This is a genomic window from Streptomyces sp. NPDC101393, assembly GCF_044767385.1.
GTDB lineage: Bacteria > Actinomycetota > Actinomycetes > Streptomycetales > Streptomycetaceae > Streptomyces.
In genome coordinates, this window is record NZ_JBIWNU010000009.1 from 176,995 (window position 1) to 202,582 (window position 25,588).

At 73.3% G+C, this 25,588-nt stretch carries 23 protein-coding genes; 14 read left to right on the forward strand and 9 right to left on the reverse strand.

Annotation, left to right across the window (positions count from 1 at the left end; genetic code table 11):
• Positions 1-294: 294 nt before the first annotated feature.
• On the forward strand, positions 295-981 hold the full coding sequence (locus ACIRQ7_RS27950; protein WP_404265418.1) for a DUF1707 domain-containing protein: 687 nt from the start codon (positions 295-297) through the stop codon (positions 979-981).
• A 115-nt stretch (positions 982-1,096) separates the two neighbouring features.
• Here the strand turns inward: ACIRQ7_RS27950 and ACIRQ7_RS27955 are convergent, their stop codons facing one another.
• Positions 1,097-2,407 (reverse strand): SGNH/GDSL hydrolase family protein, encoded by a 1,311-nt coding sequence (locus ACIRQ7_RS27955; RefSeq protein WP_404265419.1) that lies wholly within the window; start codon positions 2,405-2,407, stop codon positions 1,097-1,099.
• Between the two features lie 269 nt (positions 2,408-2,676).
• Here ACIRQ7_RS27955 and ACIRQ7_RS27960 point away from each other — a divergent pair, with 269 nt between their 5' ends.
• The 4 genes from ACIRQ7_RS27960 to ACIRQ7_RS27975 all read left to right on the forward strand — a co-directional run bounded on the left by ACIRQ7_RS27960 (position 2,677) and on the right by ACIRQ7_RS27975 (position 6,740).
• A complete protein-coding gene (locus tag ACIRQ7_RS27960) occupies positions 2,677-4,026 on the forward strand; it encodes a DUF445 domain-containing protein (RefSeq protein ID WP_404265420.1) in 1,350 nt (449 codons plus the stop codon).
• A gap of 179 nt (positions 4,027-4,205) precedes the next feature.
• Complete coding sequence (locus ACIRQ7_RS27965) at positions 4,206-4,910, forward strand: class E sortase (protein WP_404265624.1); 705 nt, start codon at positions 4,206-4,208, stop codon at positions 4,908-4,910.
• Positions 4,911-5,043: 133 nt separating this feature from the next.
• The gene (locus tag ACIRQ7_RS27970) at positions 5,044-5,235 is read left to right on the forward strand and encodes a DUF3311 domain-containing protein (RefSeq protein WP_401470337.1); all 192 of its coding nucleotides are present in this window, start codon (positions 5,044-5,046) and stop codon (positions 5,233-5,235) included.
• Positions 5,232-6,740, forward strand: coding sequence for a sodium:solute symporter (locus ACIRQ7_RS27975; protein ID WP_404265421.1), 1,509 nt, complete (start codon positions 5,232-5,234; stop codon positions 6,738-6,740). The genes ACIRQ7_RS27970 and ACIRQ7_RS27975 overlap by 4 nt, the downstream gene beginning before the upstream one ends.
• Here the strand turns inward: ACIRQ7_RS27975 and ACIRQ7_RS27980 are convergent.
• The 3 genes from ACIRQ7_RS27980 to ACIRQ7_RS27990 form a co-directional block, all read right to left on the reverse strand.
• A complete protein-coding gene (locus ACIRQ7_RS27980) occupies positions 6,718-7,686 on the reverse strand; it encodes an SCO0930 family lipoprotein (protein ID WP_404265422.1) in 969 nt (322 codons plus the stop codon). The genes ACIRQ7_RS27975 and ACIRQ7_RS27980 overlap by 23 nt on opposite strands.
• A gap of 136 nt (positions 7,687-7,822) precedes the next feature.
• Positions 7,823-9,349, reverse strand: coding sequence for an NADH-ubiquinone oxidoreductase-F iron-sulfur binding region domain-containing protein (locus ACIRQ7_RS27985; RefSeq protein WP_404265423.1), 1,527 nt, complete (start codon positions 9,347-9,349; stop codon positions 7,823-7,825).
• Positions 9,346-10,092, reverse strand: coding sequence for a hypothetical protein (locus ACIRQ7_RS27990; protein WP_404265424.1), 747 nt, complete (start codon positions 10,090-10,092; stop codon positions 9,346-9,348). Before ACIRQ7_RS27990 ends, ACIRQ7_RS27985 begins: the two co-directional genes overlap by 4 nt.
• A 564-nt stretch (positions 10,093-10,656) precedes the next feature.
• On the opposite strand from ACIRQ7_RS27990, the gene ACIRQ7_RS27995 reads away from it, so the two are divergent.
• Positions 10,657-11,457, forward strand: a complete 801-nt coding sequence (locus ACIRQ7_RS27995; protein WP_401470340.1) for a PucR family transcriptional regulator — start codon at positions 10,657-10,659, stop codon at positions 11,455-11,457.
• A 373-nt stretch (positions 11,458-11,830) separates the two neighbouring features.
• Here the strand turns inward: ACIRQ7_RS27995 and ACIRQ7_RS28000 are convergent, their stop codons facing one another.
• The 3 genes from ACIRQ7_RS28000 to ACIRQ7_RS28010 all read right to left on the reverse strand — a co-directional run bounded on the left by ACIRQ7_RS28000 (position 11,831) and on the right by ACIRQ7_RS28010 (position 16,194).
• Positions 11,831-13,291 carry a DUF1996 domain-containing protein gene (locus ACIRQ7_RS28000; RefSeq protein ID WP_404265425.1) on the reverse strand — a complete coding sequence of 487 codons (1,461 nt, stop codon included), beginning with the start codon at positions 13,289-13,291 and terminating at the stop codon, positions 11,831-11,833.
• Between the two features lie 175 nt (positions 13,292-13,466).
• Positions 13,467-14,087: a DUF4142 domain-containing protein gene (locus ACIRQ7_RS28005; protein ID WP_404265426.1), complete on the reverse strand. Its 621-nt coding sequence runs from the start codon at positions 14,085-14,087 to the stop codon at positions 13,467-13,469.
• Positions 14,088-14,295: 208 nt separating this feature from the next.
• Positions 14,296-16,194 (reverse strand): AMP-dependent synthetase/ligase, encoded by a 1,899-nt coding sequence (locus ACIRQ7_RS28010; RefSeq protein ID WP_404265427.1) that lies wholly within the window; start codon positions 16,192-16,194, stop codon positions 14,296-14,298.
• Positions 16,195-16,370: 176 nt separating this feature from the next.
• Here ACIRQ7_RS28010 and ACIRQ7_RS28015 point away from each other — a divergent pair, with 176 nt between their 5' ends.
• The 3 genes from ACIRQ7_RS28015 to ACIRQ7_RS28025 all read left to right on the forward strand — a co-directional run bounded on the left by ACIRQ7_RS28015 (position 16,371) and on the right by ACIRQ7_RS28025 (position 18,736).
• Positions 16,371-16,676, forward strand: coding sequence for a DUF6412 domain-containing protein (locus ACIRQ7_RS28015; RefSeq protein ID WP_401469700.1), 306 nt, complete (start codon positions 16,371-16,373; stop codon positions 16,674-16,676).
• 143 nt (positions 16,677-16,819) lie between these two features.
• The gene (locus ACIRQ7_RS28020; protein ID WP_404265428.1) at positions 16,820-17,740 is read left to right on the forward strand and encodes a YidC/Oxa1 family membrane protein insertase; all 921 of its coding nucleotides are present in this window, start codon (positions 16,820-16,822) and stop codon (positions 17,738-17,740) included.
• A gap of 138 nt (positions 17,741-17,878) precedes the next feature.
• The gene (locus tag ACIRQ7_RS28025) at positions 17,879-18,736 is read left to right on the forward strand and encodes a fumarylacetoacetate hydrolase family protein (protein WP_404265429.1); all 858 of its coding nucleotides are present in this window, start codon (positions 17,879-17,881) and stop codon (positions 18,734-18,736) included.
• A 59-nt stretch (positions 18,737-18,795) separates the two neighbouring features.
• Here the strand turns inward: ACIRQ7_RS28025 and ACIRQ7_RS28030 are convergent, their stop codons facing one another.
• Entirely contained in the window at positions 18,796-19,275 is a 480-nt protein-coding gene (locus ACIRQ7_RS28030) for a heme-degrading domain-containing protein (protein ID WP_404265430.1), read from the reverse strand.
• Positions 19,272-20,396 carry a Gfo/Idh/MocA family oxidoreductase gene (locus tag ACIRQ7_RS28035; RefSeq protein WP_401469712.1) on the reverse strand — a complete coding sequence of 375 codons (1,125 nt, stop codon included), beginning with the start codon at positions 20,394-20,396 and terminating at the stop codon, positions 19,272-19,274. The genes ACIRQ7_RS28030 and ACIRQ7_RS28035 overlap by 4 nt, the downstream gene beginning before the upstream one ends.
• A 55-nt stretch (positions 20,397-20,451) precedes the next feature.
• Here ACIRQ7_RS28035 and ACIRQ7_RS28040 point away from each other — a divergent pair, with 55 nt between their 5' ends.
• From ACIRQ7_RS28040 to ACIRQ7_RS28060, 5 genes are all read left to right on the forward strand, one after another.
• On the forward strand, positions 20,452-21,624 hold the full coding sequence (locus ACIRQ7_RS28040) for an ROK family protein (protein WP_404265431.1): 1,173 nt from the start codon (positions 20,452-20,454) through the stop codon (positions 21,622-21,624).
• A gap of 77 nt (positions 21,625-21,701) precedes the next feature.
• Complete coding sequence (locus ACIRQ7_RS28045) at positions 21,702-22,457, forward strand: GntR family transcriptional regulator (RefSeq protein ID WP_404265432.1); 756 nt, start codon at positions 21,702-21,704, stop codon at positions 22,455-22,457.
• A 156-nt stretch (positions 22,458-22,613) separates the two neighbouring features.
• Positions 22,614-23,735: a TIGR03364 family FAD-dependent oxidoreductase gene (locus ACIRQ7_RS28050; protein WP_404265433.1), complete on the forward strand. Its 1,122-nt coding sequence runs from the start codon at positions 22,614-22,616 to the stop codon at positions 23,733-23,735.
• Positions 23,729-24,472, forward strand: a complete 744-nt coding sequence (locus ACIRQ7_RS28055) for a phosphonatase-like hydrolase (protein ID WP_404265434.1) — start codon at positions 23,729-23,731, stop codon at positions 24,470-24,472. The genes ACIRQ7_RS28050 and ACIRQ7_RS28055 overlap by 7 nt, the downstream gene beginning before the upstream one ends.
• Position 24,473: 1 nt before the next feature.
• A complete protein-coding gene (locus ACIRQ7_RS28060) occupies positions 24,474-25,580 on the forward strand; it encodes an ABC transporter ATP-binding protein (RefSeq protein WP_404265435.1) in 1,107 nt (368 codons plus the stop codon).
• The last annotated feature ends 8 nt before the right edge of the window (positions 25,581-25,588 follow it).

The following is a 25,588-nucleotide window of genomic DNA, read 5'->3' on the forward strand; positions in this document are numbered from 1 at the left end:
ACTGTCGCATCCTGCGGCACGGCCGCGGGAGGTGGCGCGCACCTGTGACCGCGCCGTGACCGGCGAACGGGCGTCGGCGGCTCACCCGGAAAGGTGACGGAGGCCGGGCGGAGGAGAGCGGAGCGGCCCAGGTCCGGGCGGCCGGAGGCGGGTATCCGGCGGCCCGGCGGCGGAGCCGGGCCGGGCGGTTGTGGTACGCGGCGGGGGCGGCGGCCGGCGTCCGGCGGCAGGCCGGGACGCCTCCCCGGGGGCGAAGATCCGCCCGGGTCGCCCGGCGCGCCGTAATCTGGCCGCATGACTGACGAACGCCCCGAGTTGCGTGCTTCCGACTCCGACCGTGAGCGGGTGGCCGAGGTGCTGCGGGACGCCCTCGCCGAGGGGCGGCTCGCCATGGAGGAGTTCGAGGAGCGGCTGGAGAGCACCTACCGGGCGCGTACGTACGGCGAGTTGGCGCCGCTGACCGCCGACCTGCCCGGCGCGTCGGGAAGTTCGGCGCCCGCCGTGCGGCCTGGCTCCGCGGGCGCCCCGGCGCGCTGGTCCGAGCGGATCGGCGGTGCGGCCACCTCGCGGGGCGCGTTCGCGATGTGGGGCGGGTTCCTGCGCAGCGGGCGGTGGACGGCGCCGCGGGCGTTCACGGCGGTGGTGTTCCAGGGCGGCGGCAAGATCGACCTGCGGGACGCGCGGTTCGAGGCGGCCGAGATCACCATCCGCTGTTTCGCGCTGATGGGCGGGATGGAGGTCGTGGTGCCGCCCGGCGTCCAGGTCAGGGTCACCGGTTTCGGGCTGATGGGCGGCTTCGACCGTACGGAGGACGGCACCGGCGACGAGGGCGCCCCGGCGGTCAAGGTGACCGGTTTCGCGCTGTGGGGCGGGGTGGGCACCAAGCGCAGGGCGACGAAGGCGGAGCGGCAGCGGCTGGAGGCGGAACGCGAGGGGCGGAGGCCGGCCGACGGGCAGCCGCCGCGCAAGGAACTGGGCTGAGGACCCAGGCCGGGCACCGGAAGGGCGTGCCGGGCCGAGGGGTGCGGCAAGGCCGTCGCCGAGGACGCCGGAGCCCCTCCGGAGCAGGGGTGGCCGGGCGCCGTGCGGTGAGGCGTCAGAGCGAGGCGGGGGCCGAGCGTGCGAGGTGCTTGAGGTTCACCGCTTCGGCCATCGCGCGAAAGCCCTCGTCGCTCGGGTGCAGGTGGTCCCCGGAGTCGTAGACGGGGCGCAGCCGTACGGGGGCCGCCGGGTCGCGCAGCGCCTTGTCGAAGTCCACGACCTCGTCGTAGACGGACCCGGAGCGGATGATGTGGTTGACCCGCTCGCGGACGGAATTGAGCAGTGCGGAGTAGCCGCGGTGGCCGCCGAACGGGGTCAGGGTGCTGCCGGTGACGCGCAGCCCGCGGGCGTGCGCCTCGTTCACGATCTGCCGCATGCCCGCGACGATCTTCTGGGGATCGAGCTGGCGGGGCGACTTGAAGAGGTCGTTCAGCCCGATCTCGACGACCACCGCGCGTACACCCGTACGGGCGAGCGCGTCGCGGTCCAGCCGGGACAGCACGCTCGGTCCGTTGTTGGGGGAGAAGCGGCTGCCGTTGACGAGCAGGCGGTTGCCGCTGATGCCCTGATTGAGGACGCCGTAGCGGGGGGCGCCGGGCTCGTTGCGCAGTCTCGCCGCCAGGAAGTCCGTCCAGCGGTGGTTGGCGCCCGCGGTGGAGGTGATGCCGTCGGTGATCGAGTCGCCGATGGCGACGACCGTGCCGCGCGCCTCGGTGCTCCAGACGTCCACGCCGGTCAGGTAGCGCCAGTAGGGGCTCTGCTCGGTGTAGGCGGCGCCGGTGGCGTCCTCCGCCCGGTCGCCGCGCGCCAGGTAGGAGGTCTGGCGGGCGTACGGGTGGTAGGTGGCGGGGCCCGAAGGGGACGGGGAGTAGGTGGTGACCAGGAGGTCGGCGTCGTGCGGGACGTTCAGCCGGACCGGGTCGCTGCTGACCGCGCCGCCCGCCGGGATGGACACGGCCGGCCGGCCGCCGAAGGACAGCCGGCGCATGCTGCCGGCCGCGGCGGTCGGGTTGCTGGGCGCGGCGGCCAGCGCGATCGAGGCATGGCTGACGGGCAGCGGGCGGGTGCCGTAGAGGTTGGAGAGCTGGATGCGGGCGCTGGAGCCGCCGACGCTGGTGTGCACGACGTTGCGGATCGACATGCCCGCGTAGCCGTCCAGGGTGCCCGGCTCGGCCGCCGCCGCTGCCGCCGACCAGGTGCCGACCCACTGTCCGGAGACGGCGGGGGCCGCGGGGTCGCGCGGCTTGTGCGGGGAGCTGCCGGGACCGCTCTGGTCGCCGCCGAAGCCGACGAATATCGCGGTCGAGATCAGCACCACCACTGCCGCCAGTCCGGCGAGCAGGGCGTAACCCACACTTTTGTTCATGCGGGAGGCGTCTCCTGGGGCAAGCGGAGCATGCAGCTCCGGGCGGGCAAGGGCAGCGGATGATCAGCGGCACCGTTGCGGTCCGATCGCTTCTCAATGATCCCACGGACGTTGTGGAGGCTGCCCGGCGCCCTGGCGATGTGCCCCCATGCATGGACGCGGGGAACTCGTTGTTCGTTCCAGGAGTAGGTCACAGTTGGGTGTGCGGTGCGGCACGGTCGCACCGATGGCGGGCCGGGACGGCGGGCACGGTGGGAGCGGTGGAGCGGATGGAACGTACGAACGCGGAGATGGCGCCGGAAACGGGCGCGCCGGAGGCGGCCGCCGGGCCGGTGGGGCGCGGCGCGCCGGGTGGCGGGTTCGGCTACAGCGCCGCCGACCAGGAGAAGCGGCGTGGCGTACGGCGGATGAAGACGCTGGCCACGGCGCTGCTGCTGGGGGTCGCGGTGGTCTATGTGCTGGCGACCTGGGCGAAATCGTCCGGTGCGGGCGGCTGGGCGGGGTACGTCGCGGCCGCGGCGGAGGCCGGCATGGTCGGTGCGCTCGCCGACTGGTTCGCGGTCACCGCGCTCTTCAAGCGGCCGCTGGGGCTGCCGATCCCGCATACCGCAATCATTCCCACCAAAAAGGACCAATTGGGGCAGAGTCTGGGAGATTTCGTCGGGGAGAACTTCCTCTCCGGTGACGTCGTCCGCCGCCGGCTGCGCTCCGTCGGCATCGGCCGGCGCCTCGGCGGCTGGCTTGCCGACCCCCGGAATGCCGACCGGGTCACCGCCGAACTCTCCACCGCGCTGCGCGGTGCCCTCACCGTGCTGCGGGACTCCGACGTCCAGGCCGTCGTCGGCGAGGCGATCACCCGGCGCGCCGACGCCCAGGAGGTCGCGCCCGGCATCGGCTCGATGCTGGAGCGGGTCGTCGCCGAGGGCGGCCACCGGCGGGTGGTGGACCTGGTGTGTGCCCGCGCCCACGACTGGCTGGTCGCACACGGCGACTCCGTGATGACCGCGGTCTCCGGCGGCGCACCCGGCTGGACGCCGCGGTTCGTCGACCGCAAGGTCGGCGACCGGGTCTACAAGGAGCTGCTGCGGTTCGTCACCGAGATGCGGGACATGCCCGAGCATCCGGCGCGCGGCGCGGTCGACCGCTTCCTGAAGGACTTCGCCGGCGATCTGCAGAGCGACACCGAGACCCGGGACAAGGTGGAGCGCCTGAAGTCCGAGGTGCTGGGCCGCGGCGAGGTGCAGGACCTGATCGCCTCGGCCTGGGGCTCCGTCCGCGCGATGATCGTGGCGGCCGCCGAGGACGAGCACAGCGAACTGCGGCTGCGGGTGCGGGCGGCGCTGCTGTCCCTGGGGCAGCGGCTGTCCCACGACGAGCGGCTGCAGGGCAAGGTCGACGGCTGGCTGGAGGGCGCGGCCGTCTACGTGGTGACGACGTACCAGGGCGAGATCACCTCGCTGATCACCGAGACCGTCGCCGGCTGGAACGCCGAGGACACCTCGAAGAAGATCGAGGCGCACATCGGACGCGACCTGCAGTTCATCCGGATCAACGGCACGGTCGTCGGTGCGCTCGCCGGACTGTGCATCTACGCCGTCTCGCAGGCCTTCGGCGGCTGACCGGCCGCCCGGCCGCCCCCGCACCGCATCGTCCCGCCGCCCGGCCTCTGGTGACCTCGGCCCGCAGGGCTTACGGTGCCCGCGTGCGGAGGCGGGAGCGGATACCGGTGGTCGTACAGGGGCGGCGCGGGCGCCGCCCTCCGGTGGCGCGCGCCCTGTGGACCGGCGCCGAACTGGCCGTGACGTGCGGCGTCGTGCTGATGCTGCTCGTCGTCCACCAGCTGTGGTGGACGAACCGTCAGGCGCAGGGCGCGGCCCGCGAGCAGGTGGACCGGCTGGAGCGGCAGTGGGACGACCCCGGCCCGCGGCCGGGCGGGCCCCCGCACAGCGGGCCCAATGAGGGCGAACGGCAGCGGGCGGACGCCGCGGCCCCGCGGGCCGGACCGCCCAGGACCGCGCCGCCCGCCCCTCGCGCCGCCGCCCCACCGCCGCATGACCTCGCGTACGCGGTGCTGCGCATCCCGCGGATCGGCGTCACCGCGCCCGTCGCGCAGGGCGTCGGCAAGGCCGCGGTCCTCAACAGGGGCTATGTCGGGCACTATCCGCGGACCGCGCAGCCCGGCGGCGCCGGCAACGTGGCGCTGGCCGGGCACCGCAACACCCACGGCGAGCCGTTCCGCCGCCTCGACCGGCTGCGGCCCGGGGACACCGTCACCCTCGACACCGCCGAGGCCCGCTACACCTACGTCGTGCGGCGGATCCTGCCGCGGACCACACCGGGCGACGGCACGGTCATCGACCGCATCCCGCACAGCGGCGTGCACCCCTCCTACGGCTTCACCGCGCCCGGCGCCTATCTGACGCTGACGACCTGTACGCCCGAATACACCTCCACCTACCGGCTGGTGGTGTGGGGCGTGCTGCGGTCGGCGCAGCGGCGCTGAGCGCGCGGCGGACGGCTGCGCTGAGACGGTCGACACAGTCGCGCCACCGGGCCCGCGCCGTCCTCTAGGCTCTCGCGACGTGCGAAACCCGTCGCGAGACCCCTCCGCCGGTGGCCGGCCCGCCGGTTCCCGAATGCGCCCGGCGCTGCTGTGGCTGCTGCTGCCCTACGTGCTGTTCCTGGTGGTGCTGCCGCTGGTGAACCGGGTGACGCCGACCGTGCTGGGGCTGCCGTTCCTGTTCTTCTGGATGCTGCTGGCGACCCTGCTGACGCCGGTCGCGGTGTGGCTGGCGCGGCGCGCCGACCTGAGGCGGGGGCGCGGATGAACGCCACCGTCGCCACCTCCGTCTTCGGTGCCTTCATGGTGCTGACCGTCGTCCTGGGCCTGCTCGCGGTGCGTGGCCGGGGTTCGGGCGGGGGGCTCACCGAGTGGTCGGTGGGCGGCCGCAGTCTGGGCACCGTCTTCATCTGGGTGCTGATGGCCGGCGAGAGCTATACGTCGTTCAGCTATCTCGGCGCGGCCGGCTGGGGCTACAACTTCGGTGCCCCGGTGCTCTATGTCGTCGCCTACATGTCCTGCGGGTACGCCATCGGCTATGTCGTCGGTCCGATGCTGTGGGCGTACGCCCGGCGGCACAACCTGGTCGGCATCACCGACATGGTCGCCCACCGCTACGGGCGGCCCTGGCTCGGCGCCACCGTCGCGATCCTCGCCACCGTCTGCCTGCTGCCCTACATCCAGTTGCAGATCACCGGGATGGGTGTGGTCGTCTCGACGATCTCCTACGGTGCGATCAGCCTCAACTGGGCCTATTTCCTCGGCTTCGCGGTCACCACCACCTTCGTGGTGATCAGCGGGCTGCGCGGCAGTGCCTGGGTGTCGGTGCTCAAGGACATCCTCGTCATCGTGACGCTGGGCTTCCTCGCGGTCTATGTCCCGCTGCACTACTTCGACGGCTACGGGGACTTCCTGGGCCGGATCACCGCCGAGAAGCCGCAGTGGCTGACGTTCCCGGGGCATGGGTCCGGCGGTCTGGGCCAGGGCTGGTTCATCACCACGACGCTCATCAACTCCCTGACCGTGGTGATCTTCCCGACGACCGTGGCGGGCTATCTCGGGGCGCGCAGCGCCGATGCGCTGCGCCGCAACGCGATGTATCTCCCGTTCTACAACGTGCTGTTGTTCGTGCCGATGCTGCTGGGGCTCGCCGCCCTGTTCGTGGTGCCGGGGCTGGTGGGCGCGGACTCCAATCTCGCGCTGTTCAAGCTGGTGGTGGACTCCCTGCCGGCCTGGGCCGTGGGGGTGATCGGGGTGGCCGCCGCCCTCTCCTCCATCGTGCCGATGGCCGTCTTCATGCTGGTCATCGGCACGATGTGGGGGAGGAGCGTGCTCGGTGCGATCCCGCGGCTGGCGCACCGGCAGAAGCTGTGGTCGCAACTGGTGGTGGTGGGCGCCGGGGCGCTGGCGCTGCTGCTGACCTACACCGCCCCCAACACCCTCGTCCGGCTGTCCTTGATTTCGTACGAGGGCATGGCACAGCTGGTGCCGATGCTGCTGCTGGGGCTGGTGTGGCGGCGGCTGACGCTGCATGCCGCGGTGAGCGGCCTGGTGGTGGGCGTCGCGCTGGTGTGTGTGCTGGTGTTCGGGGGCCATGACCCGCTCTGGGGGATGAACGCGGGGATCCTGGGGCTCGCCGTGAACGTGGTGGTCGCGCTCGCCGTCACCTGGCTGGGGCCGCGCGGCGCGGACGGGCGGCCGGATGCCGAGGTGCTCGCGCTGGAGGACGAGTTCCCGCGTCAGGACGGGGTCAGCCGGCCGGCGTCGACGTGATCTTCTTGCCGTCCTTGGAGACCGCGAACCACAGGCCCATCTTGCCCTGGCCGTTGATGTCACCGGGCTCCTTGTCGCCGGTGAACCAGTAGACCGGCCAGCAGTCGACGGCCAGTTGGCGCACGCCGTCGGGGCGGGTGACGGTGGTGATCAGCTTGGCAGGGATGTCCTCGGAGAGCTTGGAGCGGTCGGCCGGCTTGGCGGGCTTCCAGGTGTCCAGGCAGGCGTCGTTGCAGCCGAACTTCATCGGCCAGGCGCTGTCCTTGTTGAAGCGGTACAAGGTCCGGCTCTTGCCGTCGACGAGGATCTCGCCGAGGTCGGGCTGGCTGAGCACCGACACATCGGTCGCCGGCTGCGCGGTGGCCTTCTTGCCGTCGGCGGCCAGCGCGTTCCAGGTGCCGCCGACGCCCTGGCCCTTGGTGTCGCCGGCCTTGGTGTCCTTGGCGTAGCGGTAGGCGGGCCAGCCGGCGATGGTGAGCTGCTTGCTGCCGTCGGCGCGGGTGACCGAGCCCAGATCGCTCTTGGCGATGCCGGCGGGGGCCGTGGCGCCGTCGGAGGGGACCGGCGGCCAGGTGGTGGCGCAGGCACCCGAGCAGTTCGACTTGGGCGGCTTGGCGGTGTCCTTGTCGAAGCGGTAGAGGGTCATGCCCTTGGAGTCGGTGACGACCGGGCCCAGTTCGGTGGCCTGGCGCAGGGCGAGCTTCCCGGCCGAGGGGCCCGCTCCGGCGGCCTTGCCGTCCTCGCCGCCCGCCTGGCCACCGTAGGCCCCTTCGTCGCCCTGGGAGGAGCCGGAGGAGCCGTAGTCGCTGGTGCCCTGGCCGGCCGGCTGGACGGTGTCGGTGGTGGGGATGCCGTTGCTCTGGTTGTCGCTGCTGCCGCAGGCGGCGGTGAGCGCCAGCGTCGCGACCGCCGCGGCCGCGAGTCCCGCACGACGTCGAGTGATCATGTTTTCTCCTCATGTCGGGTGGTGGCGTTTGCGGATGCTGTCGGAGGTGGATACGCGGTACCGGGCGGCCCGCGTTCAGGCCGGGGGAAAACCCGGGGAAGTTGTCACCCAGGAGCCAAAAACCGTCCCTCGGTGGTCAGTTGCCGCCCTGGATGCGTAGGGCCAGCGCGGGACAGCGGCGTACGGCGAGCTGCGCGCGGCGCCGCATCCGGGCGGGCATCGGCATGTTGGCCGACTCGGGGTAGCCGTCCGGGCCGAGCCGCACCATGCCGGGCACCAGGTCGGCGCACAGGCCGTGGCCGCGGCACAGCGTCCAGTCGACGAGCAGCCGTTCCTGCGGTGGCGGGGGCGGTGTGGCGGTGGGTGTGGGCGGCAGGTGCCCGGTGACCGGCAGGGCTCCGGTCACCGGGCGGCCGCACCCGAACCCGTGCGCATGGCGCTCGAACTCCTCGGGGAAGGCGGTGAGGGCCGAGTCGACGAAGCGCGCGGTGCCGTCCGGGTGGCTGCAGGCGCCGCGCCCGCGCACGGCCCGCATGCGGGTGCGGACGACGTCCAGGGCGGCGCTGCCGCCGCCCCGTACGGCCTGTGCGAGGGCATCGGCGAGGGCGGGCAGGCCCAGGACGCAGGGGCCGCACTGGCCGGCCGACTCGCCGGCCATCCAGCGGGCGACCCGTACGGTCTCGCCCGCCACGCAGGTGTCGTGCGGCATCGGCAGGACCGCGCCGGCGCCGAGCACCGCGCCGTGCTCCGCGAGGGCCTGGCGGGAGAGGGTCGCGGTCGCCGCGTCCTCGGGGGAGAGCCAGGTGCCGTGGTAGCCGCCGAGCATCACGCCCTGGCCGGGGTCGGTCCCGCACAGCGCGAGGACCCGGGCGAGCGGAATGCCGTACGGGACCTCCACGACGCGGTTGCCGGAGACGGTCAGCAGCAGCGTGCCGGGCTCGGCGGGCAGCCCCGTGGTGCGGTAGCCGAGGGCGCCCAGCCGCGCTGCGAGGGCGAGTTGGGCGTACGTCTCGGTGTTGGACAGCAGCGTCGGGATGCCGTTCAGGCCGCGTTCGCTGGAGCGGACCTTGCGGCCCGAGGGGAGGCCAGGCCCGCCGTTCAGGCCGTTGGTCAGCGCGGTGCCCTCGCCGGTGACGAACCGTTCGGTCAGCTTGGTGACGCGTAATGCCGGCCGCACCGGGCCGCGTTCGGCGATGGCGCGGCGCACCGAGTCCTCGACGTCCTGGCGGGTCACGCCGATCGCGACCTCCTGGGCGCCCAGGGCCTCCGCGGCCAGCAGGGCGCCGTCCAGCACCAGGTGCGGGACGTGCAGCAGCAGCGCCGTGTCCTTGAGGCAACTGGGCTCGCCCTCGCTGCCGTTGACGACCACCGCGCATTTGCCGTCGGCGCGCCGGGTGCCGGCGAGGACGGCGGTGAGCTTGCGCGCGAAGGGGAAGCCGGCGCCGCCGCGGCCGCGCAGGTCGGTGTCCTCGGCCAGCGCCACCAGTTCCTGTGCGGACATCCGGGGCGGGGTGCCGTGCCGGGCCAGATGCGCCACCCGGTCCAGGCGGGGCATCTCGTCGAGCCCGGCCAGCAGCCGGGGCGGGCCCAACGACGCGAGCGTCGGTACCGGTTCGGACTCCGGGACGGCCGGCAGCAGGCGGGTGGGGGCAGGTGCGGTCATGAGGGTTCTCCTGAAGTGCGCCGCGCTGCGCGCAACCGCAGTGCGAGCCGGACGGCGACCGCGGCGAGGCAGATGCCGTAGCCGGCAACCGCCCAGCCGGCGGCTTCCCTGCCGGACTTGAGGCCGTGTACGAGGGCCAGCGCCCAGGCGACGTAGGCGCTCATGTGCAGCGCACGCCACCAGCGGGACGCGGTGTGGCCGGTGAACATGCCGCGCACCGCGCCGGTCACGGCGACGGCGAGGAAGACATACGCGGCGAGGGTGCCGAGGCCGATGAGGAAGGGCCGCGCCCCGTCGGTGAAGGGGATCGCGGCAGACGCGGCGCCGGTGTGGCCCTCGGCGACCTTGACCCAGATGTGCAGGCCGAGGAAGCCGAGTCCGGCGATGGCGGTGCCGCGGTGGACGGCCTGGGCGAGCAGTCGGTGCGCGGAGTGCAGCACCATGCGGTCGGTGGCGGCGAGCCCCCACAGGACCGTGACGGACAGGGAGACGAGTGCCAGCACCCCGGCCCCGTAGTCCAGGAAGCGCACCGTCGCGTTCATCGCGCCGGAGTGCAGGGTGACGGCGAGGAAGAGCAGCAGCGCGGCCGGAAGTGCCGGGCGCAGTACGGCGGTTCTGGTGAGGCCGCCGGCCGGGGAGGCGGGCGGCCGACCGGGTTCGCGTGGCGGGCGCCTCGGGCGGGGCGTTGGTGGCGAGGGCCGGGCGCGGTGTGCGTGCCGGCTGTGCAATCGCGGTGCGGACATCGAACCTCCCGGGTGGCGGGCACGGGTGTGGGATGCGAATTTCGATGAAATCTCCCGGCGGTGGTATTTGCACCGGGGCTTTTGTTCGGGTGACCCCCGGTAACACTCGACATTCTGTGACCGGGCGGATACTCAGGGCCGTAATCCGGATGAGCAAAAGCATCTCCGAACCTGTTCGGGATTTCGTAAGGTTTAGCGCGCTGTGACAAATTCCTGCACCGGCATCGCGGCCGCGCGGGGTCACTCCGGATGATGCCGAGTCAGGCGCAGGCCGTACCCCAGCCGCATCCCGCCAGGATCGAGGTAGCGATGTGTGAACTCCTGAACCGCATCTGGTCGCGTCCCCGAGGTGAGTGGACCCGTGTAGTGAGAAATGAACTCCCGGACCTCGCAGAGAAGGTTGTCGCGGAGTTGCAACGCGGATTTCCTCAATTGTCAGCACTTCTCGGGGATACGCCCGTAGAAGAGGCACAATGGGCGCTTGAACAGGCCCTGCTGACATCTCTCGGGTACCAAAAAACATCGGAAAGTAAACGCCCGGCCGTTTCGTCGGTCGTGACCCCGATGCCCGTCGCCAGGGCCCGTCAGGACCTGTTCGACGTGCTTGCCGGGCAGCGTGACGAACCGGAGGAAGGGCTGGCCGAGTTGGCCCGCGCGGCCGGCTGGCCGGTCCCCGACACCCTCCAGGCCGTCGTCCTCGCCACCCCCGCGGAGGCCGCCCAACTGGCCGCCGCACTCGGCCATGCCCTCATCGGCACGGTCGAGGGCGACACCTGCCTCTTCGTCCCCGACCCGGAGACCCAGAACCGGGCCCGCCTGGAGGCGGCACTCAAGGGAAGGAGCGCGGCGGTCGGACACGTCGTCCCCGCCACCGACACGGCGTCGTCGCTGCGTTGGGCCCGCTATCTGCTCTCGCTGGCACCCAGCAGGGTCGGCCCGGAGTCGCGGGCCGCCTTCGTCGATGACCACCTCTCGGCGCTGCTGCTGCTCCAGGACGAGTCACTGGCCGACGCGCTGACGTCCCGTTGGCTGGGCCCGCTGGACGAGCTGACCCCCCGGCAGAGCGAACGCCTCGAAGTCACGCTGCTGGCCTGGCTGGAGGGCGGCGGTGCGCCCGAGGCGGCGAAGCTGCTGCATGTGCACCCGCAGACGGTGCGCTACCGCCTGCGCCAGATCGAGAAGCTCTTCGGTCCGGTACTGCGTGACCCGCGTACCCGTTTCGAGCTGGAGATGGCACTGCGCAGCCGCCGCCTGATGGCACACGTACGAAGCTACCGAGCGCGGGCCGGCCGCCGTGCCCGTGCCGTCGCCTCCACCATCCGCCCGCTCGGCATGGCCAGGGAGGCACGGGTGAACGGCCTGTGAGACGCCGGACCTGACAGTCCACGGCGCAGAGCGGCGGCCCCGGATTCCTTTCCGGGGCCGCCGCTTTCGTGTGCCCGGAGGGGCGGGGGCCCGGGGGCGGTGCGCCCGGGAGGGACGGCTGCCGGGGGAGGCGTGTCCGGAAGGGCGGTGCACCCGGAGGGGCGGTGCCCGGAAGGGCGGTGCCGGGGCCCGTGGGACCGGGGTTCCGGGCCCCGGCGGCCGGCGTGCCCGGTGTGGTGGCCTGGGTGGGGCCCGGGGTGTCCGGTGCGGGCCCGGACGCCCGGCACGCCCCGCCCCGGCTGTCCGGGCGGGGCGGGGCGTGCCGGAGGGGCGGAGCCCTGTGACGGGCCCCGCCCCGGGGCTCACCGGCCCATCAGGTGCACGTCTGGCCGCTGTTGATGCAGTTGACGGCCTTGCTCATCAGGTCGTCCGGCATGACGTTGATGAAGTCACCGTGGTCGGTCACCGGTTTGTGCAGCTGCTCGGGGAAGCTGTCCACCGCGAAGCTGTTGCCCTGGGGGACGTCGTAGGTGATCCGCTGCACCAGCTGCGGCACCGCCGTGAAACCGTTCGGGCAGTTGCCCGCCTGGTCGGAGAAGGACATGTGGTCGCGGTGGTTGCCGCTGTCGATGCTCCGGCCGTCCCAGCAGTTCTGGAACGCGAAGGTACGCACCACGTCCGCGCCGTCGGGGCAGATCGGGTACTTGTCCTTCAGCTGCCGGTTCTCGAAGCCCTCGCAGCTCCAGGAGGCGTTGGCGTTCTTCGTGCCGTTGGTGAACGCCTTCGCGTCACCGGTGATGATCTTCAGGAAGCGCGGCATCGCCTGCACGTCGCCGGCCTGGCTGCCGCGGAACTGCAGGGTCACCGTGGCCGGGGTCAGCACCGAGCCGACATTGCCGTCGTGTCCGGCACCCGGCTTGTGCTCCGAGGTCCCGTCCAGTTTGCGCAGCACCGGCCAGTAGTGCGTCGACAGGTCGCCGTTCTTGCAGGTGGTGTCGGAGTCGGCCAGCTTCTGGTCGTTGGCGAACGCGTCGGTGGCGGTGTTGCCGACGTAGTCGTGGGTGTGGTGGGCGCCGTTGCTGACGCCCGGCGTCACGATCACGTTGTCGGAGTTGAAGTGGCCCTCCTCGTTGACCCCGCACTCGGTGGTGAAGGTGCCGGTCGAGGCGTTGCCGCCGTTCGGGGCGGCGAACGGCGGCTGCCCGGCGTTCGGCTGGACGGAGGTGATGTCGGCGAAGTCGTCGGGGGAGGGGCCGCCGGGCTGACCCTGCTGCCCGCCGTCCTGCCCGCCGTCCTGGCCCTGGTTCTGGTCCTGACCGCCGTCCTGCCCCTGGACCTGGCCCTGGTTCTGGTCCTGGCCGCTGTCCTGGCTCCCGCCCTGGCCCCCGTCCTGCCACTGGGTCCAGCCGTTCGCGGACTTCGCCGAGGCCTGCGCCGTATCGTCCTGCTTGGTCTTGCAGCCCGCCAACTTCGCGAGATACGACGGGCGTGCGGCGCTCTTGGCGATGGCGTCCGACATCGTCCCGATCGTCCGCTGCCGCTGCTGCTTCAGCTTGCCGAGCACCTCGCTGCCGCCGCCCTCGGTCATCTTCCCGTAGGCGTCGGCGACCTGCCGGTCCAGCGAGGCCAGGCCCTTGGAGACCTGGAGCTGCGCCGCGCGCGGCACCGTCTTCAGCGCTTCGCCCACATCGGGGCAGGAGACGGTGCCCGCCGCCACGGTGTGCTGCGCGTGGCCGGCGCCCGCGTCCGTGCCGGAGTTGCCGGCCAGGGCCGTGGTGGCGACCACCGCCAGCCCGCCGCCGCCCAGCAGGAGCGCGGCTGCGGCGACGAGCATTCTGTTCGTCAGACGCGACCTTTTATGGGCCTGTTGCTTTTGCCTCATGAGATCACTTCGCTTCATCCGATGTGAGGGGTGTCGATTCCGTGTGCCGGTTGTCCGTGTGCCGGTGGTTCCGTGTGCCGGCGGTGCGTGATCCGGCGTTCCGGGAGGGGAGGTGGCTCCGGAGGGTTCAGCTGGAATAGAGGGTGTCGAAGTCGACCTGCCCGGTGTTCTCCAGGACCGTGATGTGGTCCAGGACGACGGCGTTGGTCCGGGTCGCCAGAGCGCGCACCATCGTGTTCTCGGTCTGGTCCCGGACCAGCGCGATCAGGGCGAAGACCTTGCCGTGCGCCCGGCGCAGCAGCTCGGCGAAGACCGGTGCGAAGTCCTTGCCCTGGGCGGCGTTCATCTGGCTCAGCCAACTCTGCTGATCGTCGTTGGGCTGGTTGGGCAGCGGGATGTTCAGGGCCCGCCCGGCGTTCACCGCCAACCGGTCCAACTCCGTGTGCCCGGCGACGAGATGGTTGCCCGCGGTGCGCACCGCAGCGGTCGTTCCGCGCTCCTGCGCCTGCCGTCCCGCGGGCATCTCCCACAGACCGGCCAGCCGGACCTTGCGCACGAAGTCGCGGTCCAGCGCGGTCAGCGGCCCGTAGCGGGTGTTCACGGTGCCGCCGCCGTCGTCGTCGAAGGACGGCGCGCTGGAAGCGGCCGACGCGGTCTCGCCGAAGAGCTGCACCGGCAGCAGCAGCGCGGCGAGGGTGGCGACGAGCGCACTGACCACCAGACCGGTGGCGATGGTCCGCCCGGACATCGCGGATTGTGTGACGATCGACCGCACAGGGCCTCCCGGATTCGTCCGTAGTGGAATGCCACCGGACGCTAAGCGCCGTGAGGCCCCCGAGGGCGAGGGTCCTCACGCCTGGACAAATAACGGCCGGGCCCGCCGCGGCGCTGCTACGGTGCCGCGTGCGGGCCCGGCCGCTTGCCGGGCGAGGTGTGCCCGGCCGGGACGACAGGGCCTAGCGTGCGTGCGCCCCGGCCGCCGCCGACCTGCGGTGCTCCCCGCGCGAGAGGCGGATCTCGGCCTCTCCCTGCGCGTACAGCGCCTCGATCTCCACGGCGTACGTCCGCACGATCGCGTCCCGCCGGAGCTTGAGCGACGGCGTCAGCAACCCGTCCTGCTGGCTGAACTCGCCCGGCAGGATGCGGAACGCGCGGATCGACTCAGGCCGTGACACCGCACTGTTCGCCCGCGCCACCGCCCGCCGCACCTCCGCGTGCACCTCCTCCTCCGGCGACTGGCCGGCGCCCTGCGCGCCCTGCCCGGCGCGCAGCCGGTGCCAGTGCGCCAGCGCCTCCGGATCCAGCGTGATCAGCGCCGTCACATAGGGCCGGTTGTCGCCGACCACCACGCACTGCGAGATGAGCGGATGGGCGTACAGCCGCTCCTCCAGGGCCTGCGGGGCGACGCTCTTGCCGCCGCTGGTGATGAGGATGTCCTTCTTGCGGCCCGTGATGACGAGATAGCCCTCGTCGTCCAGATGCCCGAGGTCACCGGTGGGCAGCCAGCCCTCGTAGAGCCCGTTGCCCGGCGCGCCGTCCTCGTCCAGGTATCCGGCGAACACCACCGGGCCGCGCACCCACACCTCGCCGTCCAGCGCCATGTGCACCGAACTGCCCGGCAGCGGCCGCCCCACCGTCCCGAACCGCACCCGGCCCGGCGGCTGCACGGTGATCGCCCCGGTGGTCTCCGTCAGGCCGTAGCCGTCATAGACGGTGATCCCCGCGCCGGAATAGAGCAGCCCCAGCTCCCGGCGCAGCGGCGAGCCGCCGGAGACCGCGGTCCGCACCCGGCCGCCCAGCAGTTCCCGGATACGGGAGTACACCAGCCGGTCGTAGACGATGTGCCGGGCCCGCAGGAACGGGTCCGGGCCGCGCCCGATGCCGCGCTCCTGGTCCGTCAGCGCCTGTGCGTGCCGCACCGCCACCGTCATCGCCGCGTCGAACATCCGGGCCCGCCCGGCCTGTTCGGCGGCCCGCCGGGCCCGGTCGCAGATCTTCTCGAAGACGTACGGCACCCCGAACAGGAACGTCGGCCGGAACGACGCGAGGGCCGGCAGCAGTTCCGGCGTGCTCGTGTCCGGCTGGTGGCCGAGCAGGACGCCGCTGCGCAGGCACGCGACCTGGCTCATCAGCCCGTAGATGTGCGCGAAAGGCAGGAACGCCAGCAGCGAGGGCCGCTCACCGGGCGCGGCGAGCAGCCCGCCCCAGCCCGCGTAGAGGGTGTCGCACTCGGCGGCGAGGTTGGCATGGGTGATGACACAGCCCCGCGGGTGCCCGGTCGTGCCCGACGTGTAGACGATCGCGGCGATCGCCCCCGGGGTGACCGCGTGCCGCAGCCGGTGCACATCCGCGTCGGTCAGCCGGGTGCCCTCCTCCATCAGCCGGCGTACGCAGTCCCGGTCCAGCTGCCAGATCCGCCGCAGCCCCGACCCCTCGCCGCAGGCCGCGGCCACGGTCATCGCCTGCGCCTCGTGCTCCACGACGATCGCGGTGACGCGTGCCCCCGCAAGGATGCAGCTCAGCTGCTCGGCGGAGGCGGTCGGATAGACCGGGACGAGCTGCGCGCCGATCGCCCACAGCGCGTAGCTGAACAGCGTCCACTCGTAGCGGGTCCGGGACATCAGCGCGACCCGGCTGCCGGGCCGCACCCCCTGGGTCAGCAGCCCTCTCGACAGTGCCAGCACCTCGTCGCGGAACTCCGCCGCCGACACCTGCTGCCAGGTGCCGGGGGGGTGGATGTCGCGGCGGGCGAGCTGGGCGAAGTCCGGCTGGTGCTCGGCGGTGTCGAAGACGGAGTCGGCGAGACCGCCGGTCCGCAGCGGAGCAGCCAGGGCCGGAACGCTGGTGTCGCGCACAGCACCTCCCACACATTTAGGTGTCCCCCTGAATCCACCGCCGTCCCGGCGGCAGGCAGGGCAAGTTACCCGCCGGTCTCCCGGCTGCCCAGATCCATGGCTACTCTTGAGCGGAAGTCGACAAGTCCGGTCACAGGTCTTGAGTCATGCGACGTGAGTCATAAGGAGGACGCCTGATGCACCGCATCGCCGATGCCTGGCGCCTCCAGACCTGCGCGCTCTTCTTCCTGCTCGCCGGTCTCCTGCTGACCCAGAGCGGCCTGACCTCGGCCCTCACCGCCGCCGCGACCACCGGCGCCGTGCTCCTGCTGTGCAGCGCCTTCCTCATCGCGGCGTTCGCCCGCCCGGTGCCGCCGGGCCGCATCCGCACCGCCATCCGCGACCGCGAGCGCCGTACGGCGTTCCTGCCGCAACGCGATCCCGACGCGGCCGGCCGGCCGCGCCCCCGAGCACCGGGCCGCGCCCTCCCGACGACCGCGTAGGCGCCCGGCACGGCTCCCGGCGAGCTGCCGCGTACGCATTCCGTACGCGCTCCCCGTATGAGCCCCGCTGCCCGGCCGCCTGCCCGCGGTGCGTCACGCCGTCTCCCGTTCCGGCACGACGAGACCCCGTGGAGGGCTCACCCATGTCCCTGTCCGTTTTCGGCTTCCTCGGCGACGCGCTGGCGCGCGGCGCCGAAGCGATCGACCCGCTCTTCGGCACCGCGGCCACCGCCGCCGCCATCGTCCTGGTCACTCTCGCGGTGCGCGCCGCGCTGCATCCGCTCGCCCGCGCCGCGGCCCGCGGTGAGAAGGCCCGCTCCGCGCTCGCCCCGCAGATCGCCGAGCTGCAGCGCAAGCACAAGGGCCACCCCGAACACCTGCAGAAGGCGATGACCGCCCTGTACGCCGAGACCGGCTCGTCCCCGCTGGCCGGCTGCCTGCCGACGCTGCTCCAGCTGCCGGTCTTCTTCCTGATGTACCACCTCTTCTCCACCGGGGGCGGCGCCCTGCTCGATCACACCCTGCTGGGCGCGCCGCTCGGCGGCCACTGGACCCAGGCGCTCGCCGACGGCGGTGTTCTCGGCCCGCACGGCCTGGTCTATCTCGCGCTGTTCGCCCTGATCGCGGGTGTCGCGACGTGGAACTTCCGGCGGGCGCGGGCGACCCTGGCCGCCGCCCCTGAGGCGTCCGCAGGTGCCGGGGCGGCGGCCGTCCCGGGCATGGCCAGGATGGCGAAGCTGATGCCGCTGCTGTCGTTCGGCACGCTGATCACCGTGGCCGTGGTGCCGCTGGCGGCCGGCCTCTACATGGTCACGACGACCACCTGGACGGCGTGCGAGCGGGCCCTGCTGCACCGGAAGAACGGCCGCCGGACGCCGGAGCAGGCGTCGGAGCCGGAGCCGGACACGGCGCAGGAGCAGGAGTCGTCCGCACGGCAGGCGGCGCCGAAGTCGCCGCCGCGGGCACCGAAGAGCCGGGCGGCACGGCAGCGGGCGGCCCGGTCCCGGGCGCGTACGGCCGCCTCCCGGGGGCCTTCCGACGAGATCGTTACTACCGCTCAGTAACGGTCCAGTCCGTGAACGGGGTCTTGCGGAGTGGACCTTGTTCTTGGACGATCGGCCAAATCGCTCGATGGCCGTCCCCCATCGGCCGGCCCGGAAGAACCCTTCCGGGCCGACCCTTCGACCACGGGAGTGGAACCGATGAAGCTGCTGCGAGTCGGAACGGTGGGGGCGGAACGCCCGGCGCTGCTCGACGAGAACGGGGTTCTGCGGGACCTGTCGGGCCATGTGCCGGACATCGACGGATCGCTGCTCGCCGACGACGAGGCGCTGGCGCGCATCCGCGCCGCCGCCGCATCCGGTGAACTGCCCGCGCTCGACGCCGCCGGACTCCGCACCGGCCCGCCGGTCGCCCGGATCGGCAAGGTCGTGTGCATCGGGCTGAACTACCACGATCACGCCCGGGAGACGGGGGCCGCGACCCCCGAGGAGCCGATCATCTTCATGAAGGCCCCGGACACGGTCATCGGCCCCGACGACACGGTGCTGGTGCCGCGCGGCAGCGTGAAGACCGACTGGGAGGTCGAGCTGGCGGTCGTCATCGGCCGCACGGCCCGCTACCTCGAGACCGACGCGCAGGCCCTCGCCGCCGTGGCCGGCTACACGGTGGCGCACGATGTCTCCGAGCGCGCGTTCCAGATCGAGCGCGGCGGCCAGTGGGACAAGGGCAAGAACTGCGAGACGTTCAACCCGCTGGGCCCCTGGCTGGTCACCGCCGACGAGATACCCGACCCGCAGGCCCTCGGCGTACGGCTGTGGGTCAACGGCGAGCTGAAGCAGGACGGCACGACCGCCGAGCAGATCTTCCCGGTGGCCGAAGTGGTCCGCTACGTCAGCCAGTTCATGACCCTCTACCCGGGCGACGTCATCAACACCGGCACCCCGGCGGGTGTCGCGATGGGGCAGCCCGAGCCCAAGCCGTACCTCCGGGCCGGTGACGTCGTGGAGCTGGAGATCGACGGCCTGGGCCGGCAGCGCCAGGAACTCAAGGACGCCTGAGGAACCTGCCCCCGGCGGGCCCGGACAGCATCTCGCCGGGACCCGCCGGGGGCAGCCCTTCAGACCGCCAGATACCGCTCCAGCGCCTCGACCACCAACGCGTGGTCCTCGGCCTGGGGGAGCCCGGACACCGCGACCGCGCCGACCACTCCCGTGCCGCGCAGGCGGATCGGGAAGGCGCCGCCATGGGCGGCATAGCGGTCCGCGTCCAGGCGGGAGCCGTCCTCGAAGGTGCGGCCCTTCGCCCGGAACCGCGCGCCGACCAGGAACGACGACTCCGCGTAGCGTTCGACGACGGCACACTTGCGGGCCAGCCACGCGTCGTTGTCGGCGGACGTGCCGGCCAGTGCGTAGTGGAACAACTGCTGGGCCCCGCGCCGGATCTCGACGCTCACGGCGGCGCCGCGCCCGCGCGCCATCTCCACCAGCAGCGAGCCCAGCCGCCAGGCGTCGTCGTGCCCGAACGCGTCGAAGACCAGCCGCTCCTCCTGCGCCACCAGCCCGGCGACCTCCTGGCCCGCCTGCGCGCCGGCGCTCACGCGGCGGCCTCGATCCGGACCGTACGGCCCTCGGCCGCGGAAAGCTTCGCGGCCTCCAGCACGCGCAGTGCGGCCGCCGCCTCCAGGGCCGTCACCGGCGGGCGTCCGCCCGTCCGCAGGGCGTGCGCGATCGCGGCGTAGTACGCGGGGTAGTCGCCCTCCAGCGTCGGCACCGGCTCGCCGCCACCGCTCTGCGGGGACTCGCCGGAGCCGAGGCGCCCCCACCAGGCTTCCGCCTCCACTCCCCACCGGGCGCCGTCCGCGCCGGGGCGCAGGCCCTCGCGGAGGGCGGCCTCCTGCGGGTCGAGTCCGTACTTCACATAGCCGGCCTTGCTGCCCAGCACCCGGAAACGCGGACCGAGCTGGGCGGTGGTGGCGCTCACCCACAGGTGGGAGCGGACGCCGTTCGCGTGGGTGAGGGCGATGAAGGTGTCGTCGTCGGCCTCGGCGCCCGGACGGCGGACGTCGGACTCGGCGTAGACGGAGAGCACCGGGCCGAAGAGGGCCAGCGCCTGGTCGGCGAGATGGCTGCCGAGGTCGTAGAGCAGCCCGCCGACCTCCACCGGGTCGCCGGACTCGCGCCAGCCGCCCTTGGGCTGCGGCCGCCAGCGCTCGAAGCGGGACTCGAAGCGCTGGACGTCGCCGAGTGCGCCGTCCTCGACGAGCTTGCGGACGGTGCGGAAGTCGTTGTCCCAGCGGCGGTTCTGGAAGACGGACAGCAGCAGACCGCGCTCGTCGGCGAGGGCGGCGAGCTTCTCGGCCTCCGCGGCCGTCGCGGCGAGCGGCTTGTCGACGACCACCGGCAGACCGGCCTCCAGCGCGGCGGTGGCGAGCGGCACATGGGTCTTGTTCGGCGTCGCCAGCACGATCAGGTCCAGTCCGGCCGCGCGGTCGAGGACGGCCTCGGGGGTGCCGACCGTGGTGACCTGCGGATGCTCGGTGCGGGCCTGCGCCTGCCGCTCGGGGTCGGACGTCGAGACGGTGTCCAGGACGAGGCCCTCGGTGGCGGCGATCAGCGGGGCGTGGAAGACGGAACCCGCCAGGCCGTAACCGATCAGGCCGACGCGGAGCGGACCGCGGGAGTCGGCAGGGCGGTCGGGGGTGCCGGTGGAGTCACTCATGATTCCACTTAAGCAACGCTGTTGCCAAAGTGCAAGCGATGCGGACAATGGACCCGTGACCAGCAACGACCCCGGCCCCCCACCCGAACCCGAATCCGAACCCGGAGGCGACACCGAACCCGTACCCGGCCTCGGCGGCCCCGGCTCGGGCGCAGGCCTGTCCGCCCTCCGCGGGCACAACGCCGCCCTGGTGCTGGGCCTGCTCCGCGCCGCCGGGGAGGACGGGGCGAGCCGGCTGGAGCTCGCCGCGCACACCGGCCTGACCCCGCAGGCCGTCAGCAAGATCACCGCCCGGCTGCGCGCCGACGGCCTCGCCGCCGAGGCGGGCCGCCGCGCCTCCACCGGCGGCAAGCCCCGCACCGTCCTGCGCCTGGTCCCCGGCGCCCGGCACGCCGTCGGACTGCACCTGGACCGCGATGAACTCACCGCCGTGCTCGCCGACCTCGCCGGCGAGGCGGTCGCCGTCCGGCGCGCCCCGCTCGCCTTCGAAGCGGGCGCCGAGCAGGTCCTGGCCACCGCCGCCCGGGAGGTCGCGGCGCTGCGCGCGGAGGCCGGCGGCCCCCCGGTGCTCGGCGCGGGGGTGGCGTGCCCCGGCCCGCTGGACCACACGGCGGGCGTACTGCACCGCGTCACCGGCGCCCCCCACTGGGACGGCTACCCGCTGCGCGACGCCCTCGCCGACCGGCTGGGCCTGCCCGTCGTCCTCGACAAGGACACCAACACCGCGGCCCTCGGCCTGGCCCGGGCCTCGCGCGCGGGCGCCGGCTCGTTCGCGTATCTGCACCTGGGGACGGGGCTCGGCGCCGGACTCGTCCTCGGCGGCACCCTCTACCGAGGCCCCCGCACCGGGGCCGGCGAATTCGGCCACCAGGTCGTGCAGTTGGACGGCCCGCAATGCACCTGCGGCCGGCGCGGCTGCATCGAAGCCCTGTGCCTGGCGGCGGTGGCGCGCGACGACCTGCCGGGCGCGGCACGGGTCCTGGGCACCGGAGCCGCCAACCTCGTGGAACTCCTCGACATCGACCGCGTCCTGCTCGGCGGCCGCACGGTGGCGGACCACCCCGACACCTTCCGCACCGGCGTCGCCGACGCCCTCACGGCACGGGCCGCCCACCGGGGCAGCACCGGACCCGCCACCCCCGTCGCCCTCGCCGCGGGCGGAGCCCGCACGGTGGCCGACGGCGCGGCACAGCTGGTGCTGGCACCGCTGTTCGGCCGGGTGCTCTGACCCGGGCGGCCCGTCGTCCGGCGGCGACGGGGCACGGGCCCGCGGGCGCCGCTCGCGCGTGGTGCGAGGATCACGCCGTGGAGTTCTTGTACGGCCAGCATCCTGGCGCACCGGTCCGGTCCGGCATCCCCGAGCACGGACGCATTCCGAAGTACTACGCGGCCAAGGTCGAAATCGCCGCGCTGCTGGAGGAGTTGGGGGAAGGCGGGCTGCTGCCCGCCGAGCGTGATCTCGCGCTGCGGTTCGAGGTGTCCCGCGAGACCCTGCGGCAGGCGCTGCGTGAGCTGGTCCTGGAGGGGCGGCTGCGGCGGCTGGGACGGGGCACGGTCGTGGCCGGGCCGAAGCTGGAGCAGCCGCTGTCGCTGGCGAGCTACACCGAGGGGGTGCGCGGGCAGGGCCGGGAGCCCGGCCGGCGTCTCGTCCAACTGGACCGCTTCGCGTGCCCGGACGCGCTCGCCGCCGACCTGGGCGTCGAAGCCGGCGACGCGGCATGGCACCTGGAGCGGGTGCTGCTCGCCGACGACGAGCGGGTCGGGCTGGAGAGCACCTACATCGCCGCGGCCCGGGTGCCGGACCTGGACACCGACTTCGAGCCGGACTCCTCCTTCTACGGCTACCTCCGCGAGCGCCTCGGCATCGGCTTCGGCGACGCGGACGAACGGCTGGAGACGGTGCTGGCGACGCCCCGGGAGGCGCTGCTGATCGGAACACCCGGCGCGCTCCCGATGATCCTCATCCACCGGCTGTCGCGCGATGCGGCCGGGCGCCCGCTGGAGCGGGTGCGGTCGCTGTACCGGGGGGACCGGTTCTCGTTCACCACGCGGCTGGGGTAGCCCGCACAGCGGCCCCGGGGGCGCGCGGGGCGGCGGGCAGCGCCACCCGTCGCATCACGAAACGGTAACGGGTCTAGGCCAACCTTGCGGCCCTGTTCACCGCCGCGTCGCCGGACCGACCGTCGCGGGTCACCCGCCGCCACGACCGTCTGGGGCATGCGAGTCATAGTTGTCGGAGCCGGCGTGCTGGGAACCCTGCACGCCTGGCACGCGGTCGAACGGGGCCACGAGGTCCTGCACATCGAGCGGGAGGCCGAGGCCCGCGGCGCCTCGGTCCGTAATTTCGGGCAGATCTGGGTCAGTGGGCGGGCCGGCGGCGAGGAACTGGCCACCGCGCTGCGCGCCCGCGAACTGTGGGAGGCCATCGGCGAGCGGGTCCCCGGCCTCGGCTTCCGGGCCATCGGCTCGCTGACCGTCGCCCGGAACGCCGCGGAGCGGGCCGTCGCCGAGGCCGCCACCCGCCGCCCCGACGCCGCCGCCCGCGGCTACCAACTGCTGGACGCCGACGAGGCCCGCGCACTCAACCCCGCCCTGCGCGGCGACTTCACCGCCGCCCTGTGGTGCGAGCGGGACGCCGCCGTCGAACCACGGGTCGCCCAACGCGCCCTCAAGGAAGAGCTGTTGAAGTCCGGGCGGTACGCCTGGCTCGGCGGGCGGGAGGTACGCGAAGTGGTCGGCGAGCGGGCCGTCCGCGACGACCACGGCGACATCCACCACGGGGACACCGTCATCCTCTGCACCGGCGCCTGGCTCGGCGGACTGGTGCGCGAACTGATCCCCGACCTGCCGGTGCGCCGCGTACGGCTCCAGATGATGCAGACCGACCCGCTCGGCGAGCCGCTGACCACCTCCGTCGCCGACGCCGACAGCTTCCGCTACTACCCGGCGTACACCGGCGAGGCCCTCGACGCGATGGCCGCCGCACAGGACCAGACGCCGACCGCCGCCGCGCACAAGATGCAGCTGCTGATGGTCCAGCGCGCCGACGGCGGCCTCACCATCGGCGACACCCACGAATACGCGACCCCCTTCGGCTTCGACGTCGTCGAGGACCCGTACACCCACCTCACCGGCGTCGTCGAGGCCCTCCTCGGCCGTCCGCTGCCCGCCGTCCGCCGCCGCTGGGCCGGGGTGTACGCGCAGTGCACGGACACCACCCGGGTCGTGCACCGCCAACAGGCCCGGGACGGCGTCTGGCTGGTCACCGGGCCCGGCGGCCGGGGGATGACCTGCTCCCCGGCCATCGCCGAAACCACCGCGAACGCACTGGGATGGTGAGCAAGTTGACGCATACGGCACACGGGTCCCCGGCACCGGAGACCGGGACCGCACCCTCTGACGCCACCCTCGTCGTGCTCGACATGGCCGGCACCACCGTCGCCGACGGCGGGCTCGTGGAGCAGGCCTTCGGCGCGGCGGCACAGCGGCTCGGCGTCGAGCCGGGCAGCGCGGACCACGAACACCAGCTGGCGTATGTCCGCGCCACCATGGGCGAGTCCAAGATCTCCGTCTTCCGGCACCTCTTCGCGGACGAGGACACGGCACAGCGCGCCAACACCGCCTTCGAGACGGCCTACGCCGAACTCGTCGACGGCGGACGGATCGCCCCGGTTCCCGGCGCCCGCGAGACCATCGAGCAGTTGCGCGCCGCGGGCCGCACCGTCGTCCTGACCACCGGCTTCGCCCGCGTCACCCAGGACGCCCTCCTCGACGCACTCGGCTGGCAGGACCTGGCCTCGCTGACGCTCTGCCCGGCCGACGCGGGCGGCCGCGGCCGGCCCCACCCCGACATGGTGCTGACGGCCCTGCTGCGCACCGGCGGCGCCGACGACGTGCGGCGGATCGCGGTCGCCGGCGACACCTCCTACGACATGCTCGCCGGCCGCCGCAGCGGCGCGGCCGTCGTCGCCGGCGTCCTCACCGGCGCGCACGACGCGGCACAGCTCCGCGACGCCGGCGCCACCCACGTCCTCGGCTCGGTCGCCGAACTCCCGCCCCTGCTGGGGGTGGTGTGAGATGACCGGCGCACCGGGCGGGTCCGGCATCCGCTTCGACCGGGTATCCGTGGCATACGGCCGACACCATGAGCACCTCGTCCTGGACGCCCTCGACCTGACCGTCGAACCGGGCGAAGTGATGGCGCTGCTCGGCCCGTCCGGCTCCGGCAAGACCACCGCGCTGCGGGCCGTCGCCGGATTCGTCCGGCCGGTCTCCGGACGCGTCCTGATCGGCGGCCGCGATGTCACCGACCTGCCGCCCCACCGGCGCGGCATCGGCATGGTCGTCCAGCAGTACGCGCTGTTCCCGCACATGAAGGTCGCCGAGAACGTCGCCTTCGGCCTCAAGGCGCAGAAGACCCCGCGCGCGGAGATCGCCGGGCGGGTCGCCGAGGCGCTGGAGATGACCGGCATGGCCTCCTACGCCGACCGGCACCCCCGGGAACTGTCCGGCGGCCAGCAGCAGCGGGTCGCCATCGCACGGGCCCTCGCCATCCGGCCCGGCGTCCTCCTGCTGGACGAACCCCTGTCCGCCCTCGATGCCCGGCTGCGCTCCGGGATGCTCACCGAACTCGCCCGCCTGCACCGCGAGTTGCCCGACGTCTCCGTCCTCTACGTCACCCACGACCAGGTCGAGGCGCTCACCCTCGCCGACCGGATCGCCGTCATGGACCGGGCCCGGCTGCGCGACTGCGGCACCCCGCAGCAGCTCTACCGGCGCCCGCGCACCGCATTCACCGCCTCCTTCGTCGGCACCGCGAACCTGCTGCCCGTGACGGTGCGCGGCGGCGGAGTCCGCTTCGCCGGGCGCCCGCTGACCGTGCCCGCCGCCGGCGTGGCCGACGGAGCCGACGCGACACTGTGCCTGCGCCCGCACCTCGTCGGCCTCGGCGAGAGCCCGGCCGCCGACGGCAACACGCTGCACGGCACGCTCACCGAGGTCCAGTGGCGGGGCGCGACCCACCGCCTGCACGCGGACGTCGACGGCCACCGTGTGCTCGCCGAGCTGCGCGAACTGCGCGACCCGCCGCGGCCGGGCGACGCGATCGCCCTGCACTTCGCCCCCGACGACGCGGTCCTCATCCCGGCCGGGCTCACGGCGGACGGCGGTGCGCACGATGCCTAGGACGCCAA

What these genes read in the sequence shown, in the direction of transcription:
- ACIRQ7_RS27950 (WP_404265418.1), top strand. Translation starts at nt 295, where the DNA reads ATGACTGACGAACGCCCCGAGTTGCGTGCTTCCGACTCCGACCGTGAG.
- ACIRQ7_RS27955 (WP_404265419.1), bottom strand. Translation starts at nt 2,407, where the DNA reads ATGAACAAAAGTGTGGGTTACGCCCTGCTCGCCGGACTGGCGGCAGTG.
- ACIRQ7_RS27960 (WP_404265420.1), top strand. Translation starts at nt 2,677, where the DNA reads ATGGAACGTACGAACGCGGAGATGGCGCCGGAAACGGGCGCGCCGGAG.
- ACIRQ7_RS27970 (WP_401470337.1), top strand. Translation starts at nt 5,044, where the DNA reads ATGCGCCCGGCGCTGCTGTGGCTGCTGCTGCCCTACGTGCTGTTCCTG.
- ACIRQ7_RS27975 (WP_404265421.1), top strand. Translation starts at nt 5,232, where the DNA reads ATGAACGCCACCGTCGCCACCTCCGTCTTCGGTGCCTTCATGGTGCTG.
- ACIRQ7_RS27980 (WP_404265422.1), bottom strand. Translation starts at nt 7,686, where the DNA reads ATGATCACTCGACGTCGTGCGGGACTCGCGGCCGCGGCGGTCGCGACG.
- ACIRQ7_RS27985 (WP_404265423.1), bottom strand. Translation starts at nt 9,349, where the DNA reads ATGACCGCACCTGCCCCCACCCGCCTGCTGCCGGCCGTCCCGGAGTCC.
- ACIRQ7_RS27990 (WP_404265424.1), bottom strand. Translation starts at nt 10,092, where the DNA reads ATGTCCGCACCGCGATTGCACAGCCGGCACGCACACCGCGCCCGGCCC.
- ACIRQ7_RS27995 (WP_401470340.1), top strand. Translation starts at nt 10,657, where the DNA reads ATGCCCGTCGCCAGGGCCCGTCAGGACCTGTTCGACGTGCTTGCCGGG.
- ACIRQ7_RS28000 (WP_404265425.1), bottom strand. Translation starts at nt 13,291, where the DNA reads ATGCTCGTCGCCGCAGCCGCGCTCCTGCTGGGCGGCGGCGGGCTGGCG.
- ACIRQ7_RS28005 (WP_404265426.1), bottom strand. Translation starts at nt 14,087, where the DNA reads ATGTCCGGGCGGACCATCGCCACCGGTCTGGTGGTCAGTGCGCTCGTC.
- ACIRQ7_RS28015 (WP_401469700.1), top strand. Translation starts at nt 16,371, where the DNA reads ATGCACCGCATCGCCGATGCCTGGCGCCTCCAGACCTGCGCGCTCTTC.
- ACIRQ7_RS28020 (WP_404265428.1), top strand. Translation starts at nt 16,820, where the DNA reads ATGTCCCTGTCCGTTTTCGGCTTCCTCGGCGACGCGCTGGCGCGCGGC.
- ACIRQ7_RS28025 (WP_404265429.1), top strand. Translation starts at nt 17,879, where the DNA reads ATGAAGCTGCTGCGAGTCGGAACGGTGGGGGCGGAACGCCCGGCGCTG.
- ACIRQ7_RS28035 (WP_401469712.1), bottom strand. Translation starts at nt 20,396, where the DNA reads ATGAGTGACTCCACCGGCACCCCCGACCGCCCTGCCGACTCCCGCGGT.
- ACIRQ7_RS28050 (WP_404265433.1), top strand. Translation starts at nt 22,614, where the DNA reads ATGCGAGTCATAGTTGTCGGAGCCGGCGTGCTGGGAACCCTGCACGCC.
- ACIRQ7_RS28055 (WP_404265434.1), top strand. Translation starts at nt 23,729, where the DNA reads ATGGTGAGCAAGTTGACGCATACGGCACACGGGTCCCCGGCACCGGAG.
- ACIRQ7_RS28060 (WP_404265435.1), top strand. Translation starts at nt 24,474, where the DNA reads ATGACCGGCGCACCGGGCGGGTCCGGCATCCGCTTCGACCGGGTATCC.